General features: G+C 61.8%; 12 protein-coding genes. 8 read left to right on the forward strand and 4 right to left on the reverse strand.

All coding sequences use genetic code 11. From position 1 onward, the window contains the following. Positions 1-182 precede the first annotated feature (182 nt). Positions 183-1124 carry a LysR family transcriptional regulator gene (locus Q0K62_RS06285; RefSeq protein WP_297317125.1) on the reverse strand — a complete coding sequence of 314 codons (942 nt, stop codon included), beginning with the start codon at positions 1122-1124 and terminating at the stop codon, positions 183-185. Between the two features lie 331 nt (positions 1125-1455). Continuing rightward, positions 1456-3195, reverse strand: a complete 1740-nt coding sequence (locus Q0K62_RS06290) for an NAD-dependent malic enzyme (RefSeq protein WP_366515891.1) — start codon at positions 3193-3195, stop codon at positions 1456-1458. 173 nt (positions 3196-3368) lie between these two features. Here Q0K62_RS06290 and Q0K62_RS06295 point away from each other — a divergent pair, with 173 nt between their 5' ends. Next, positions 3369-4859 (forward strand): DASS family sodium-coupled anion symporter, encoded by a 1491-nt coding sequence (locus tag Q0K62_RS06295; protein WP_297317127.1) that lies wholly within the window; start codon positions 3369-3371, stop codon positions 4857-4859. Positions 4860-5011: 152 nt separating this feature from the next. On the opposite strand, the gene Q0K62_RS06300 is transcribed toward Q0K62_RS06295, so the two are convergent. Continuing rightward, a complete protein-coding gene (locus Q0K62_RS06300) occupies positions 5012-5911 on the reverse strand; it encodes a carbohydrate kinase (RefSeq protein WP_297317128.1) in 900 nt (299 codons plus the stop codon). A 74-nt stretch (positions 5912-5985) separates the two neighbouring features. Further along, positions 5986-7200 (reverse strand): ROK family transcriptional regulator, encoded by a 1215-nt coding sequence (locus Q0K62_RS06305; protein WP_297317129.1) that lies wholly within the window; start codon positions 7198-7200, stop codon positions 5986-5988. A gap of 560 nt (positions 7201-7760) precedes the next feature. Here Q0K62_RS06305 and Q0K62_RS06310 point away from each other — a divergent pair. From Q0K62_RS06310 to xylA, 7 genes are all read left to right on the forward strand, one after another. Next, positions 7761-8537, forward strand: coding sequence for a copper homeostasis protein CutC (locus Q0K62_RS06310; RefSeq protein ID WP_297317130.1), 777 nt, complete (start codon positions 7761-7763; stop codon positions 8535-8537). 281 nt (positions 8538-8818) lie between these two features. Beyond that, positions 8819-10147: a sugar ABC transporter substrate-binding protein gene (locus Q0K62_RS06315; RefSeq protein ID WP_297317131.1), complete on the forward strand. Its 1329-nt coding sequence runs from the start codon at positions 8819-8821 to the stop codon at positions 10145-10147. A gap of 155 nt (positions 10148-10302) precedes the next feature. Then, positions 10303-11289: a sugar ABC transporter permease gene (locus Q0K62_RS06320; RefSeq protein WP_297317132.1), complete on the forward strand. Its 987-nt coding sequence runs from the start codon at positions 10303-10305 to the stop codon at positions 11287-11289. Beyond that, entirely contained in the window at positions 11286-12200 is a 915-nt protein-coding gene (locus Q0K62_RS06325; protein ID WP_297317133.1) for a carbohydrate ABC transporter permease, read from the forward strand. The genes Q0K62_RS06320 and Q0K62_RS06325 overlap by 4 nt, the downstream gene beginning before the upstream one ends. Positions 12201-12265: 65 nt before the next feature. Continuing rightward, a complete protein-coding gene (locus Q0K62_RS06330; RefSeq protein WP_297317134.1) occupies positions 12266-13423 on the forward strand; it encodes an ROK family transcriptional regulator in 1158 nt (385 codons plus the stop codon). Between the two features lie 292 nt (positions 13424-13715). Further along, positions 13716-15716, forward strand: a complete 2001-nt coding sequence (locus Q0K62_RS06335) for a glycoside hydrolase family 20 zincin-like fold domain-containing protein (RefSeq protein ID WP_297317135.1) — start codon at positions 13716-13718, stop codon at positions 15714-15716. A 277-nt stretch (positions 15717-15993) separates the two neighbouring features. Next, complete coding sequence (xylA, locus tag Q0K62_RS06340) at positions 15994-17337, forward strand: xylose isomerase (protein WP_297317136.1); 1344 nt, start codon at positions 15994-15996, stop codon at positions 17335-17337. Positions 17338-17640 lie beyond the last annotated feature (303 nt).

A 17640-nucleotide genomic window follows, 5' to 3' on the forward strand; every position in this document is an offset into this window, starting at 1 on the left:
CGATCAGCCCCAATCTTGAGTTATCAAGCTCACCGGCATGAACCCGCCGGTCTTGTAAGTATACAACAGGTCGGGATTCCGATTATTCCTGCAGTGGATATGTTCAGTAAGTTCGGACGATTGGACACGCAAAGAATCCTCTGAGGATGAGAGGGCAAGGTTCGGGCACTTGGACAGGGTGCTCAGCTGGCCTTGGTCAGTCGTTCCAAGGCGAAGGAGGAGAAGTTCCTCACCTCCTGTCGATCCTCCTCGTAGGCCGGCCTGCTGGTGTCGTTGAAGAGGAAGACGTTGAAGCGTGGCATGTTCCCCCCGGTGAAGGGGATGAACCGCAGGCCGTCGGATTTCCGTATGCCGGCAGAGGTGATCAGGCTGCAGACCAAGCCAGATGTGGTGATCATCTTCAGGGTCTCCACGTCGGAGACCTCTATCAGGTGGCTGACCGGTTCGGACAGGCGCATCAGCCGTTCCGAGGCCCTGGAATGGACGAAGTCGCGGTTCAGCGTGACAAAGGGGATGTCTTGAGGCAGTTTGATCAGATCTTCGGGCCGCAGGGATGTCATTCCCTGTGTTCCCAGTCGTTCCACCATGCCTTCGGTACAGGCCATGCCGAAGGGGTAAGAGGCCAGTTTGGTCATTTCCACTCCGGAGACGCTCAGGGATTCGTCGATGCTTGCGACGGCACCGTAGTCGACCTTGTGCTCCTCGATTTCGCCCAGCAGCTTCTGGGATCCGACGGCATGGAAGGAGAGCCCTGATGAATCGTCCGTCCAGGCGACACCACCTCCGATGGACAGGAGGGAGGAGATGATGGGCGGAAGGCCTATATTGCGAACGCGCGTTGTCAGGCTCTCGGAGATGATTCGGGGAAGGGCGTTGATCTCGGTCAGAGCGCGGCCGGCCTGTTCGGCAACGGCCAGGCCGGCCGCGCTCAACCGTGCACCGCCTTCCGCCCCGAACCGTTGACGGTGGACCAGATGGATGCCGGTCTTCTTTTCAAGTCGTTTGATGGCCTGTGAAACCGATGGTTGCGATACCCCGGCCTCCAGGGCAGCGTCGGTGAAACTTCCGTATTTGGCTAGCAGGATGAGCAATTCCAGATCACGGACATTGTCGATGTAGGCCATGGGCCCTCATTGCTCCTTCCGTCTCCAGTGGCCGTTGCCGAGGATTGCAATACCTGTAAAACGAACGCCTTTGTTGCTTTCTTCAATCCAACCATGCTATCAGTCTCCACCCGCAGGTGTGAAGAGGGCAGGCGCTGGAAACGATGATTGTTGAGCCGATGCCCTCGTTGATGTTCCTCAACTGCACCAAGGTCTGGCTTCGTCTCAGATTCATACGGAAACCCGACGCGGCACCATGCATCCCGTCGGGTTTCAGTATCACGGCCGGGCGGGGCCATCCATCGATGAGCGTGAGTGGTCATTGATGGATGGCCCCGTATCCGCCCATCTGTCAGTCGTCATAGTGCCATTGGGCCTTGGCGACTGCCTCGTCCACATCGCCGATCTCCTCCCTGTTCAGGCCCTCTTCGACAGCCTGCCTGGCGACTGCCGTGGCTACCCTTCGGGAGATTTCTTTCAGGTCGTTGACGGCCGGCAGGACGGCGGCACCGGGCCTGCTGACATCGATCATGTCGGAGATGGCGTAGGCACCCGCCAGAAGCATCCCCTTGCTCACCAACCTGGCCTTGGAGACGATGGCACCGAAGCAGATTCCGGGGTACATGAGTGCGTTGTTCCCCTGGCCGATGTAGTAGGTGACCCCTCGGTACTCAACCGGGGCGGACGGCGTACCGGTGGTGACGAAGGCCCTTCCCTCGGTCCAGTTGATGATGTCGGCGGCCTTGGCCTCGGCCAGTTCGGTTGGGTTGGAGATGGGGCAGATCAATGGCCGTTCCACATGCCTGGCCATGGCCTTGACCACATCTTCGGTGAACGAACCCGGTTGGGTCGAGGTGCCGATCAGGACCGTGGGCTGGAAGGCATCCACTGCCTGGGCCAGGGAGGTGGGGTCAGTGACCGTGGGGAACTCGCCGGGCTTTCTTGCATACTTGCGCTGGCCTTCGGTCAGGTCATCCTGTCCTTGGATGATCATGCCCTGGCGGTCGAAGAGGAGAACACTCGTGCGGGCGGTTTCCGTATCCATGCCGTGGCGCAGGACCAGGTCATCGACGATCTGGTCGGCAATGCCCACCCCGGCGGTCCCGGCGCCGAAGACCACGGTTCGGGTTTCCTCGGCTGTGAGTCCGGCAATGTTCCTGGCGGCGATCAGGGCGGCCAGAACGGTGACACCGGTGCCCTGTATATCGTCATTCAGGGTCAGGATTGTGTTCTGGTAGCGTTCCAGGACGGGTGCCGCCTCGGGTCGGCCGAAGTCCTCCCAGTGAATCAGGGCCTCGGGGTATCGGGCCAGGACCTCCCGGACGAAGGATTCAATGAAGTCATCGTAGCGCTGTCCGCGTACCCTGGCGAAGTGGTTGCCCACGTAGTCCGGATTCTCCAGGAGGGTCTGGCGGTTGGTACCCACATCCACCATGACAGGTAGTACCCGGGAGGGGTCGATGCCCGCCGCGGCTGTGTAGACGGCCAGCTTGCCGGTAAGGATCTCGGCCCCCTGGGCGCCCCAATCCCCAATGCCCAGGATTCCCTCCGCGTCGGTGCAGACCACCAGGTCGATTTCACGATCCCCGGCGTACTGCTCCAGGGCGGCGCCGATCCTGTCGGGCCGGTCGATGGATATGTAGGCCACGTCGCTGCCTGAATAGTATTCGTCGTACCTTTGGATGGACTGGGCCACGGTCGGGGCGTAGACGATGGGCATGTATTCGGTCAGATGCCTGTCCATGCTCCGGTAGAACAGTCGCCGGTCGGTGCGGCAGATGCTCATCAGATAGAGGCGCTTGTCCAGGTCGGTGGGCTGCTTGAGGAAACGCTGGTGGACGATGCGCTCGCGCTGGTCCTGGTCTTGTACGGCCGCAGGCAGGAGGCCGTCCAGCCCCAGATTCATCCGTTCTTTGAGGTCGAAGCCAAGTCCCTGATTGGCGTAGGAGTCGTTGATGGTGTCGGAACCTGTCATGGTTTCACTTGTCCTTCGCGATAAGGCCGGCTGCATTGCCGGGCTCTTGGCAGTCAGCCTAGAAAGGTCAGCACCGGCCCGCAAATAGGTTTGGGCAATATGGTCCAACAGTGTCATGGTGCCGAAAACCGCCCAGAAATAAGGGCCGGTGAGGGCATGCCCATATTGGCGAAACTTATTTGCCGGGCCTGGGCGCTCTGCCTAGTGTGTGGTACATCAAGGGGCCTGACGAAGATGTCCGTGGCCCGGGACAGTGATATTTCAACTCTTGAAGTGCGAAGGAGCGCCTTATGTCGGACAAGGAAACCCAAAGGGAGCCGGGTGGTTCCCAGGCAGGCGGCGGTGTTGCCGAGGCCGGGTCCCATCCCTTCAATACGGGGCAGTTGATCAAGTCGGTGATTTGCGTCGTGGTGGGGCTTGCCATCTTCCTGATTCCGCCGCCTACGGGTCTGACCAGCCAGGGGATGCATATGCTGGGTGTCTTCGTCGGCACCATCCTCGGACTGATCCTGCAGCCGCTGCCCACCTCGGCGGTGGCCATCATCGGTATGACGGTCGGCATGCTGACCGATGCCCTGGATCCGAAGAAGGTCGCCTTCAGTGGACTGGGAAGCTCTTCGATCTGGTTGATCGTGGCGGCATTCTTCATTGCACAGGGTTTCGTCTCCACGGGGCTGGGCCGGCGGATCGCCCTGGTCTTCCTCTCCAGACTCGGCAAGTCAAGCCTGGGCATAGCCTATGGTCTCTCCGCCGCAGACCTGGTCCTGGCCCCTGCCACCCCATCCAATACGGCCCGTCTGGGGGGCATCCTCTTCCCGATCATCACCTCGATCAGCGATGTTCAGGAGTCCACTCCGAAGTCGGATGAGTCTCGTCGCCGGATTGGCGCCTATCTGGCGGTGACGGCCAACAATGTCAATGCCATCACCTCGGCCATGTTCATCACGGCCATGGCGGCCGGCCCCGTCGTTTCCCAGCTGGCTCAGAAGATGCATATCGACATCAGCTGGGGTTCGTGGGCCCTGGCTGGCATCGTGCCCGGCCTGATCTGTCTGATTCTGATCCCGGCCCTGATCTACAGGATATTCCCGCCGACCATCAAGCATGTGCCCCAGGCACAGACCGATGCCAGGAACGAGCTCAGGAATCTCGGCCCCCTAAGCATGCACGAGTGGATCATGGCTGTCACGTTCGTGGTCATGCTGGTGCTTTGGGCCGCCGGTTCCATCATCAAGATTGATGCGACCACCGTCGCCTTCATGGGTGTGGCGGTCCTCCTCTGCACAAAGATCATCACCTGGCAGGACATGGTCGCCAACAAGTCGGCCTGGTCCACCCTCATCTTCTTCGGTGTTCTGGTGGGAATGGCTGAACCACTCAACACCCTGGGCGTGACCACCTGGGCCGGCAGGATCATCGCAAACCTGGTCAAGGGGATGCCCTGGGTGCTGGTTCTGGTCATCCTGACCTTCTTCTACTTCTTCATCCACTACATGTTCGCCTCGGAGCTCGCCCAGGTGGCGGCCATCTACACCCTCTTCGTCAGTGTGGCCGTGGCTGCCGGGGTCCCGGCCGTGCCCGCCGCCCTGATGCTGGGGTGCGCCAGCGGTCTGATTGGCGCAATGACCCATTACGCGTCAGGACCTGCCGCATTGATTTACGGTGCCGGATACGTCAAGACCTCGGAGTTCCTCAGAATCGGTCTGATATGCGGTCTTGTCACCGTTGTGGTGTTCCTCACCGTCGGATTGGGGTGGTGGAGGGTCATCGGCATCTGGTGACGCCCCTTGGGGATCCTGACCTTTCGGCATCCGCCAAAGATCGGGATCGGGCACCGGCTCTTTACGAGGCCTGCTTATGAGGAATCCGATGGTATGGAATACCCGCTCGTCCCGGTCATGCTCAACCGGAACGAGCGGTCATCCGTGTTGATTCAGCGACCTTCCCGTGCCAGGTAGTCGGGGATCCGGTCGGGGTATTCCGGCCAGGCACCCTGCCGGGTGCAGACGAAGGCGGCCGTGTTGACTGCTGCCCGGTGGGCCTGGACCAGGGTGGCGCCCAGGAGCCGGTTGATGGCGAAGGTGCCCGAGAAGGCATCCCCGGCGCCGACCGTGTCGGCGACCTCGACCTTGGGGGTCTGGATGCGCGAGGTCTCCCCGTCGGCGAGGTAGATGGTGCTGTAGGCACCGCCTGCCGTCAGCACGATGGTGTTCAGGTGGTACTGGTCCATGAACCACTGGCAGAGTTCGGCATCCGTGTCGCCGGGAATCTGGAACATGTCGCGCAGGAGCACCAGCTCCTCGTCGTTGAGTTTGAAGACCGTGGCCATGTCCAGGAGCTCCTGGATCAGGTCCTTGGAGTAGAAGGTGCCGCGCAGGTTGATGTCGAAGAAGCGCATGGCATCGGGCCGGGTGTCCTTCAGGGCCTCCAGGCCGGCCTTGCGTGATTCGTCGCTGCGCAGGGCCAGGGTGCCGTAGCAGACCGCGTCGGCCTTTTTGGCCAGGTCGGCCAGCTCCTTGGTGCAGCGCAGGTGGTCCCAGGCCACATCCGGCTTGAAGATGTACTGGGGTATGCCCTCGGTCAGTTCCACCTCGACCGTGCTGGTGGGGTGGTCGTTGTGCTGCAGGATGGCCTTGACGCCGGCCTTCTGGATGGCCTCTTCCAGCTCCCGGCCCAGGTCGTCATTGCCCACGGCGCTGAAGGCATACCCGTCTGCACCGTTCTTGGCGGCGTGGTAGCTGAAGTTGACGGGGGCCCCTCCGGCGCGCTTGCCCGAGGGCAGCACGTCCCAAAGAAGTTCGCCGATACTGAGGACTATGGGCTTTGCGGTCATGGTGTACCTTTCCTGGTGGTGATTCTGTGATTGATGATGGTTCTGTGATTGGTACGAAATCTTGCCCGGTTCCTTCATCCCTGCCCTCCCAGGCTCGAGGGATGCTCCAGAAACTGGTTGGCGGCAACGGCGGCGGCCCCGGTCAGGGTGGCGTCGGCGGGGAGTTCGGATAGGAGTATCTCGGTATGGTCGCGCACCTGGGGGAGGGCCCGGTCGGCCACCAAAGTCCTGACCCGGTCCAGGAGGGGCCGCCCCGCCTGGGCCACCAGATCGCCGATGACGATCTGCGCAGGGTTGTAGGCGTTGACGATGGTGACGCACCCGTAGCCCACATAGTCGGCCACCTGGTCGAGGAGACTGACGGCCGTCGGTTCGCCTTGGCGTGCCATGTCGAAGAGGAGGTTGCAGGCCTCCTTGTGGGTCATGGCCTCCAGGCCGGGGAAGTGGCCCCTGTGGTCGGCCCCACCCATCAGGGTGTGGATGGCCACGGCCGAGCAGTAGCATTCCAGGCATCCCCGGTTGCCGCACTCACAGGTGGTCCCGTTCATGTCGATGCTGACATGGCCGATCTCCGTGGCGGTGCCCAGGCTTCCGTTGACCAGGTTGTCCTGGTCGATGACCCCCAGGCCGACACCCTCGCCCACCAGGTAGTAGGCCAGGTTGGCCCCCTTGATACGGGTGTCGAAGAGGGCCTCGGCCATGGCTCCGGCCCGGGCGTCCTGCTCGATGAAGGTGGGGACCCGGAAGGTCCTGCCGAACTCCTCGATGAAGTTGACGCCCCGCCAGCCCTGCATGCTGGTGACGACGGCGATCCGCCCCTCCTCGCGCAGGTAGGGGCCGGGCACGGCCATACCGATGGCCACGATGGAGGGGTTCCGGTCAAGAAGGGTCTTGATGCGGCGCCTCACCTCATGGACGCATGACTCCACGTCCCCGTCGGTGACCGGCGGCAGCTCCTCCATTTTTAGGAGGTGGCCGCCGATGTCGAAGACCCCGATCTGGACCAGGCTTCGGGCGAATTTGACCCCGATGACCTGGTAGCGCTTGGCGTTCAGTCTCAGGCCGATGGACCGGCCGTGCCCCCCGGAGGCCACCTCTCCGGTTTCGCTGACGATGCCGGCGTCGATCAATCGGCCGACCAGCTTGCCCACGGCGGGGGCCGTCAGATGGAGTTTCCTGGCGATGTCGGCCCGGGAACTGACCCCATCGGCATGCAGGCACTGCACGATGCGGGACTGGTTGAGTTCGGACATGGCTGCAGGGGTGCTGGCAGGTCCGTTCTGGTGCATGTCCGCCTCCTCCTTGAGCCGAGCCGATGAGGACCAATCCGGGTCCTTTGATTCACAATGAATTAACGACGTTTATACATTAACACTGTTTATAGATTCTGTCGAAGTGCGGTCAGGTCTTCCGAAACAGGAGGGCGCGGCGGTGGTAATTGGAAGAAGTCGGAATCTTCCGAATCCGGCTGTCCGGGAGGGGTTGCGCAATCGGGGTTTCGAAATGGTTTGTCCGGGAGGGGTCCGGAGTCAGGATTTCATTATCGGATTTTCGGATCGGGGCTTCAGAGCCGGGGCACTCGAGTCTGTTGACTCTGCACTTGCGTCTCGCGGAACCGTGCATCATGTCCTCGCCGCGTTCTGGCGGCGTCGGGTTTTGCGAGCTCCTGTTCCGGCCCGGATCTTCCGGATTACCTCTGCCCATCGTGTCGCCAGGAGAGTCGTGCCTAGACTGGTATGGCAAGCCTGAAGATGGTGGCGTCGTCGAGGACGTCCCGTCCGAACCGTCTGCATGCCAAATGCCGTCCTAGGCGGAAACTCGTCTCAGCCTGGGTGCCGAAGGAGTGACTATGTGTGGGTCTGACAGGGCCGTATTGGAAATCGCCGTCCAGGATCCGGCCGGGGCCAAGGTGGCCAGCGGGCAGGGGGCATACAGGGTTGAGCTTTGTGTTGGTCTGGGTGCTTACGGTGGGTTCACCCCGAGCATCGGTCTGGTCCAGGAGGTCTGCAGGGTGGGTCTGCCTGGCGGGGTCCAGGTTCTGGTGAGACCCAGGGCCGGTGACTTCCACTACACGGATCCGGACCTGGTCGCGGTTCAGGTCAATGACATCCGTGCCCTCGTGCGGGCCGGGGCCGCCGGTGTGGTCATCGGTGCCCTGGATGGGCGTGGTGACGTGGACCGGGAGCTCAGCGCCCGTCTCCTGGAGGCCGCCAGGGAGGAGGCCGACCGCCAGGGGAGGCCGATCCAGGTGACCTGCCACCGCGCCTTCGACCAGGTTCCGGACAGGTCCGCAGCCCTGGAGACCCTGATTGATCTGGGATTCGACCGGGTGTTGACCTCGGGTGGGGCGCCGTCCGTTGGCCAGGGGATGGATGCCATCGCCGACCTGGTCCAGCAGGCGGATGGCAGGATTCAGATCATGGCCGGTGGGGGATTGCGGGTTGAGGATATCGGCAGGGTCCTGGATCTCGGTGTGGATGCCGTCCATATGTCCGCGAAGCGGCTGGTCGACTCGAGGGGTGGGCCGGGTGCGGGTGCCGATGCCGGCTTGGAGATTACGGATGGGGGCCTGGTAGGGCAGGCCGCCCAAGCCGTGTCTGCCTGGCATTCTGCGGCAGGAGTCTGAGCAAGTTGTCCTGACCGGCGTGCGAAAGTTGCTCTTGACGCACAACGGTTATATACTTAAATAAGTTTCCAGAAAAAGTAAGGAAAGAAAACTAAATAATGTGAAACGGAGTCGATGAGGATCTGCAAACTCATCTTTCCCGACTGATCTGGAACCACTGGCGGTTGCCGATGGTCCACCATCGACGATTCGCCCGTTACCTCGCGGGCAGTGGACGTGGGGTAGGGGAGATAACCACTGCGATGAAGCTGAATGGTATACGTGCTCCTTGGAGGTTCACGATGAGAAACAAGACATGGATTGCAGGCGTGGCATTGGCCACCGCCGCCGCATTGGCGCTGGGTGGCTGCTCGATGGGCGGGGGGTCCTCCAGCAAGGCCTCCTCCTCGGGGGATGCCGATGGCAAGGGCAAGACCATCACGGTCTGGGCCATGAAGGGTGACTACACCGACAAGACCATGGACGCCATCAACAAGGCCTTCACGGAGAAGACCGGTGCCAAGGTCAAGGTCCAGGTGCAGCAGTGGAACGGCATCACCACCAAGGTGACCACCGCCCTGTCCACCTCGACCCCGCCCGATGTGATCGACATGGGCAACACCCAGGTGGCCGGATTCGCGGCCAGCGGCGGTCTGATGGACCTGACCGATGTGAAGAAGGACCTCTCCGGGGGCCAGACCTGGATCAAGGGCCTGGAGGATCCGGCCACCGTCGATGGCAAGCTCTACGGCGTTCCGGCCTTCGCGGCAGCCCGCGCAGTCATCTACAACAAGAAGGTCTGGGCCGATGCGGGTGTGACCGAGGCCCCCAAGACCTGGGACGAGTTCACGGCCGATCTGGACAAGGTCCAGGCCAAGAACGCCGACAACAAGGACTTCATCCCCTTCTACATGCCCGGCCAGTATTGGTACTCGGCACTGCAGTTCATCTGGGATGCCGGCGGTGACGTGGCCGAGCAGAAGGACGGGACCTGGAAGGGCACCACATCCTCCGACAAGGCCGTCAAGGGCATGGAGCAGTGGAAGGAATTCCAGAACAAATACTCATCCAAGGCTTCGCAGACCGTTGACACGGTCGACCCGAGCATGGATCAGCTCCTGGCCGACGGGAAGACCGGCGCCATCCTGAGCAACTCCGCCTCGATCGTGGCCGCCAAGGAGGCCAACAAGAACCTGAAGGACGACGACCTGGGCACCTTCGCCATGCCGGGGCAGTCCGGCAAGAACCAGAAGTCCATGGTCGCCGGTTCAGACTGGGCCATCGCCGCCAAGAGCCAGAACGCCAAGCTCGCCCGGGAGTGGGTCAAGATCGCCGCCAGTGACGAGATCCAGCAGAAGTGGGTCTTCAAGAACGACGGCTGGCTGCCCAACTCGGTCGAGGGTCTGGACAAGGCCATGAAGTCCGCGGACTTCCCCCAGGTGCAGAAGGGCTTCTTCGACGCGGCCAAGGATTCCAAGTCCACGCCGGCCTCTCCCAACTGGGCCACCATCGAGGGTGACAAGTCCATCAACGAGTTCACCCAGTCCGTGGCGACCGGCACCTCCTCGCCCAAGGATGCGGCCCAGAAGTTCGACGCCCACCTGGATGAGGTTCTGGGCAAGAAGGGCTGAGCCCCTCTGATACACCGGCCGGGTGACCAGGACAAGCGGATGCCGTGCAGGTCGGCATCCGTGGTGACCCGGCCCTGATGAAATCGTTCGTTCCGGTGGGGTGGGCCTGCCCGCCCCACCGGCCGTCATACGGCAAGCAAAGCAAGGAAGCTCTCATGACCGTCAATGCAAGTGCCGTCCCGGCGCCCCAAGGGCCCTCGGGAGGCAGTGGACGGATCAGGCGTCAAGGTGCCCGTTCCGGCAGGAGGCCCGACAGCCACAATGGCATGGCTGCCATGTTGCTGACCCCGACCGGGATCATCCTCCTGGCCCTGGTGATCGTCCCCATTCTCTTTTTGATTTTCACCTCATTCACGGACTTCAACCAGCGATCCCTTTTCACGGGGGAGTTCAACGTCGCAGGCGTGAAACAGTACGCAACGGTCCTGGGTGATTCCACCTTCTGGATGGCCCTTCTGAGAACCTTTCTCTTCACGGCGGCCCTGGTTGTGGGCAGCATGCTGATCGGCATGGCCGTGGCCCAGATGATGACCAAGCTGGGAACGGTCATGCGCTACCTGGTCACCTTCGTCCTGATCTTCGCCTGGGCCATGCCCAACGTCGCCTCCTCGGTGGTCTGGAACTGGCTCTTCCAACCCGGATACGGGGTCATCAACTGGTTGCTCACCCGGCTCCGCATCTTTGGCGATCTGTCGAACCTGGCCTGGTCCAACACCACCACCCTGGCCTTCGTCTGCATCTGGATGCTGGTGGTCTGGCAGGCCGTGCCCTACATCGCCATAACCCTCTATGCGGCCACCATGCAGCTGGATCCCTCCAGCCTGGAGGCGGCCCAGCTTGATGGCGCGGGCCCGATCAGGACCTACTGGCAGATCGTCGTCCCCCTGATCTCGCCCAGCATCATGGTCATCGGCATGCTGTCGATCATCTGGGACTTCAACGTCTTCAACCAGATCTGGCTGGTCTCCCAGGGCGGACCTTCGGGTTCGACATCCACCATCGGGGTCTTCACCTACAAGAAGGCCTTCATCAACTTCGACATAGCCCAAGGCGCGGCCATCTCGGTCATCACCGTGATCATCCTCCTGGCCCTGACCTCCGTCTATGTACGCAATCTGCTGAAATCGGGTGAGGATCTATGAGCACCATCACAAGCACGACCGGTTCGCACGGTCCGGTCGGCACCACCGCGGAGAGCGCTGATCCGGTAGGGGTCCGCAATGGAGTCCGGCGGTTCAACTGGAGGCGGCTGGGCACCAACCTCATCGCTGTCGTCTTCTGCCTCATCTGGTTCTTCCCGGTCTACTGGATGACCATCACGGCCTTCAAGCCCCGCAACGAGGTGATGACCACCAACCCGGTCTTCGTCCCCACGCACTGGTCCCTGGAGAACTTCAGGTCGGCCATCTTCCAGACGCAGTTCTTCAGCAACCTGAAGAACTCGGTCATCGTCACCTTCGTGGCCGTGATCGTCTCCATCCTCCTGGCCTTCCTGGCCTGCGCGGCCCTGACCCTTTACAGGTTCAGGGGGCGCCGGACCATCATGGTCATGATCCTGGCCATGCAGATGATTCCGGGGACGGCCATGCTGATCCCCCAGTTCATCGTCTTCAACCAGTTCGGCCTGCTCAACAAGTACATCGGGTTGATCCTGGCCTACATCGCCCTGGTCCTGCCCTTCTCGGTCTGGAACATGCGTGGTTTCTTCCTCTCCATCCCCTCCTCGATCTTCGAATCGGCCAGGGTCGAGGGTGCCGGCGAATGGCAGATCCTGCGCAGGATCACCTTCCCTTTGGTGGCCCCGGGCGTGGTCTCCACCTCGGTCTTCGCCTTCATCACGGCCTGGAACGACTACCTGACCGCCTACACCTTCATGAAGGATGAGACCAAGTACACCCTGCCCGTCTGGCTGTCGTCCTTCACGACGCCAGCCGGCACGGACTTCGGCGGGCAGATGGCGGCCTCCGTCCTCTTCTCCCTGCCGGTGGTCGTCTTCTTCATGCTTGTCCAGCGCAACATCGCCAAGGGCATCACGACCGGCTCGGTCAAGTAGATTGGATTGGGGGGGGGGCGGTCCCGGATGGGTCCGGACGGAACGGAAAGATTTGGAGATGAGCCATGGAGGATGAACCCTTGAATTCACAGGTGGAATCCGGTGGGTCCTCCCGTCGGGGAGGGCGCCGCAGGCTGCGTTCGGCCCTCCCCTCTGACATCCGCCGCAGGAACCGACAGACCGTGCTCCGGGCCCTCTATCCCGACAAATGGCACTCCAGGGCGGATCTGGCTAAGATAACCGGGTTATCTAAAGTCTCGGTCTCCGACGTGGTGGCCGGACTCATCCAGGACGGTCTGGTGGTCGAGGGGGGCTACAAAAGTTCTTCAAGGCCCGGCAAGCCCGCTGTCCTGGTCGGCATCAAGGCTGACGGTACCAACGTCATGGCCGTGGACCTTTCCGAGGCCGGAGTCATCCGTGGCATCCTGACCGACCTGACCGGGAAGGTCCTGGTGAGGCAGGACATGGAGATACCCAGAGCAGGGTATCTTGACCCCCAGGCCGTGGTCACACTCTGCAAGAGACTGTCCGGGCAGACCCGGGTGCCGATTCTGGGACTTGGGGTGGCGACACCGGGAACCGTGGACCGGTACGGGCGGGTCATTGCGGCCCCCAACCTGGGCTGGACCGATCTGGACCTGGCCGAACAACTCCACCGTGCCCTGCGGATGGTGGTCCGGGTGAGCAACGATGCCGACAGTGCGGTCTTCGGTGAACGTTGCTTCGCCACCGGGCCCGACAACATGATCCTGGTGGCCATTGCCAAGGGTGTGGGCGCCGGTGTGCTGATCGATGACCACGTGGTGCAGGGAAGTGCCTATGTGGCCGGTGAGATAGGGCATGTGGTCGTTGACGAGAACGGCCCGGACTGCGTCTGCGGGAAGCGGGGTTGCCTGGAGACCCTGATTGCGGCCCCGGTGCTGGAAGCGAGGATCGCCGACGATCCCAACCGCCGCGACGACCTGCTGACCCAGGCGGGGGAGGTTCTGGGAACGGCCCTGTCCCTGCCTGTGGCCCTGACCAACATCACCGATGTGACCATATCCGGTCCCGAGCGAATAGTGGGCAGGGTCTTCCTGAACGCTGTCGAGAACACCATCAACGACCGGGTCCACTCACGTTTCATCGAGCGGGTGGACGTCCATACGACCCGCCTGGGCGGGGATGCCGCCGCCCTTGGTGGGGTGGCCAACGTGTTGCGCCATGAGCTGGGCGTCCTCTGAACCGGGAGGCGGTCAGGGGGACATGTCCCATGCCGCCCGCCCCGCCCTCTTCGTCCGCCCTGCCGTAACCGCCCATCGTGGCCGCCCCCTCCCGGTCGGTCTGGTCTCATCGGTCATCGCCCACCCGTCCATGTCGTTTCATTCGGTTCCGGTTCAATCCGTCCGTTTCAGGGCATGTGATCAGTCCGTACGCGGATTCGCTGCCGTGCATAAGCTCCGTACCATGCCTCATTCCAACACCGGGCATGATTTCGGTACCAGGCATGAACCACCTATTCAGAAAGGTCCACTCATGATGTCATCGAGCGAACGTCCGACCGGTCAATCCCCTTCCGAGGGAAGGGCCTTGGAGCTGATACCCAGCCCGGTGTCCTTGGCCTATGGCAGTGGTGAGATCCTCCTGCCCTTTCACGGGAGGATCGCCTATGCGCGGGGGGTGGATCAGAGCCTGGGCGACACGCTCGCCCGGACCCTCTCCGAGGAGATCGAGGCGGCAATCGGTCTGACCTGGGACAGGGCGCGGGGGGACCGGTGGCCCTCCTGCATCGAACTGGGTCTGGACCATGACCTTGGGAATCAGGAATACCGGTTGACCATCGGGGACCCTGCCGCCATTCGCATCATCGGTGGCGACGGTCAGGGTCTGAGGTACGGGGTCCAGACCCTGCGGCAGATCATCCGCCAGTGTGGTCAGGTCCTGCCTGTCCTGACCATCGAAGACAGGCCGGCCTACCCGTTGCGCTCCTACAGCCTGGATGTAACCAGGGGACGCGTACCGACCATGGACTGGCTCAGGCACTGGGCGGATATCCTTGCCTTCTATAAGTTCAACCAGCTCCAGCTCTACATTGAGCACTCCTTCGCCTTTGACGGGATGAGTGAATCCTGGCGCGGAAAGAGTCCATTGCGTCCCCAGGACATCATGGACTTTGACGCCTACTGTGCCGGGCTGGGCATTGAGCTGGTCCCCTCCATATCGACCTTCGGCCACCACTACACCAATCTGAGAACCAGGGGCCTGCGTGACCTGGGCGAGTTCCCCGAGGATGCGGACAGGCCCTACTCCTTCATCGAGCGTCAGGAGCATCACACCCTGAACGTGACCCACCCCGAGGCCTTCGAGTTCTCGACCCGGCTGATCGATTCCTACTCCGAGCTGTTCAGGAGCGACAAGTTCAATATCGGGGCGGACGAGACCTTCGATCTGGGCAAGGGCCGGTCGGGGGAACAGGCCGAGCGCAGGGGAGTGGCCGATATGTACGCGGATTATGTGATTCGCCTGTGCGACCATGTCCGCCATGAAGGTGGACTCCCCATGTACTGGGGTGACATCGCCGTTTCCATGCCCGCTGTTCTGGACCGCCTGCCCAAGGACTGCCTACTGCTGAACTGGCTGTATGACCCGAAGGTGGGGGAGGGGAAGGTACGTCTGGTAGCCGAGACCGGAGCCCGGCAAGTGGTCTGTGCGGCCGTGCATGCCTGGAACACCCTGCTTCCGGACATCGACGGGGCCTGGCAGAACATCTCCCGCCTGAGTGCCTATGGGCTCAAGTATGGTGCCGTGGGCGCCATGGTGACCGACTGGGGGGACTACGGGCATATCAACGATCCGAGGATGAGCATGCCCGGTCTTGCCTACGCCTCCCAGTGTTTCTGGAAGATGGAGGGGGCCGAGAAGAGCCGGGTGGACCGTGCCCTCTCCCTCCTGGCCTATGGCAATGCCGACGGGTCCTATATGGAGGGATTCACCAGGGCCTCCCATTGCGTCTCCTTCGGGTGGGATGACATGGTCCGGTACATGGAGCTGGATGATGGTCAGGGTGGTGTCAACCAGGATGTTGCCGAATTCCTGACCCAGGTCGATCCTCATGTCTGGGACGAGGGCTTTCCCGACAACCTGGAGGGGGCCCGAAGGGGGTTCATGGCGACCATGGCAGGACGCCTCGGGGATGTATCCGTGCATGAAAAAGGCCTGATCGAGGCTGAGAAGACCATGGGCCGTGCGGCGGCAGGAGGCAGAGGTCTAGGCGTGCAGACCATGCAGGCCCAGTTGGTGGCCTTGGAGGGACAGCGAATCTTTAACCGGATCGGCTGGATTCTGGCCGGACGGACGGGGATCGTCTCGCACAAGGCCACCCATCAGGAGTCCTGGGCCACGGCCGACGACCTGGAGACCTGGTTCGAGACCTACCGCAGCGTCTGGCGGCATGTTAGTCGGGAGTCGGAGCTGCGCTGCGTATCCTCCCTGATCTGGAGGTATGCCGATATGCTCAGGCAGGATGATCGCGAGTAATACCAGACCGGTGAATCCCCGGCCCCGTCTGCTCCGAGACGGGGTCTTTCCGTCTCCGTCCTCTTCAGGTGGCGGGCTCTCTGTGCCCTCTCTCCTTTGAAGAGGTGTTTTCCTGCATTTCATTTGCCGGAAAATCGGTGGTATGTGACCGGATGGCACAATCGACATATAGTTAATTCAACGGATTGACAAATCATGTCAGTTACTCTACCGTAGACCCTGAGAGGGAGTTCGGACTCCCGCTGTATATAGCTGCATAGGCAAAGGAGCAATTCTGATGGGTCTTTGGGATGTCGACAAGATCGAATATGTCGGGCGGAAGGGCGAGAAGGAAGGCCTGGGATTCCGCTATTACGACAAGGACAAGGTGGTGGCCGGCAAGAAGATGAAGGACTGGTTGCGTTTCGCCGTGGCCTGGTGGCACACCTTCAACCAGGGTCTGGTGGATCCCTTCGGTGATCCGACCGCTCAGCGTCCTTACTACAAGTACAAGGATCCCATGGATCAGGCCCTGGCCAAGGTGGATTACGCATTCGAGCTCTTCACCAAACTCGGCGTCGAATTCTTCTGCTTCCATGACCGCGATCTGGCCCCCGAGGGTGACACCCTGCGTGAGTCCGATGCCAACCTGGACAAGGTGGTCGATCGGATCGAACGGAACATGAAGGATACCGGGGTCAAGCTGCTCTGGAACACCTCCTCCCTCTTCACCAACCCCCGCTTCGAGGCGGGCGCAGGCACCTCGCCCTTCGCCGATATCTACGCCTATTCCGCGGGTCAGCTCAAGCACAGCCTTGAGGTCGGCAAGCGCCTGGGTGCCGAGAACTACGTCTTCTGGGGTGGCCGTGAGGGGTATGAATCCCTGTGGAACACAGAAATGAAGCGTGAGCAGGACCACATGGCCAAGCTCTTCCACATGTGCGTGGACTATGCCAAGGAGATCGGCTTCGATGCACAGTTCCTGATTGAGCCCAAGCCCAAGGAGCCGACCCTGCATCAGTACGACTATGATGCCGCCACAACCATCAATTTCCTGCGCACTTACGGCCTGGCCGATAACTTCAAGCTCAACATCGAGGGCAACCATGCCAACCTGGCCATGCATACATATCAGCATGAGGTCAGGGTGGCCCGCGAGGCCGGTTTCCTGGGATCCCTGGATGCCAACCAGGGCGACAAGCTGATCGGCTGGGACATGGACGAGTTCCCCTCGGACCTCTATGATGCCACGGCCGTCATGTGGGAGGTCATGGCCAACGGCAGCATCGGTCCGCACGGTGGTCTCAACTTCGATGCCAAGCCCCGCCGGTCCTCCTTCCTCCCCGAGGACCTCTTCCGGGCCCACATCGTGGGTATGGACACCTATGCGGCCGGTCTGCTCGTGGCGGCCAAGATGCATGAGGACGGGTACATCGAGGATCTGCAGAAGACCCGTTACTCCTCCTTCGACTCCGGCATCGGGACCAGTGTGGAGAACGGTTCGGCCACCCTGGCCTCCCTGGAGGAGTACAGCCTGGACAAGCCGCAGTCCGAGCTGATCGCAGCCGACAAGTCGGACCACCTTGAGGTGGTAAAGGCCACGATCAACAACTACATCGTCGATTCCCTGGCCGAGGCCTGAGCGGATTCCTTCGTCGATTACCTTCACGCCCCACGGGTCCGGTAGGCCCCGCGGGGCTTTTTGATACATGACCGTGATGAGTGCGGCATCTCGGTGAGCTGGGCATCATGCAGCGTTTGAAGTTATGGTGAGCGCAGTCCGCTGTGGCATCCCGGCGTGCGGGGTGCCCTGGATTCGGCCTTGGATGGCCGGGGGGGGGGCGACACGCTGGAGGAATAGCGAGGTGTTGCGGGATATAGGGCTTGAGGTCGGCGTGTGGGCAAGGCGGGACAAATCAAGCTATACTGTAACTAAACCGCTTTA

Source organism: uncultured Bifidobacterium sp. (assembly GCF_945269915.1).
In the GTDB taxonomy this organism is placed as follows: domain Bacteria; phylum Actinomycetota; class Actinomycetes; order Actinomycetales; family Bifidobacteriaceae; genus Bombiscardovia; species Bombiscardovia indica.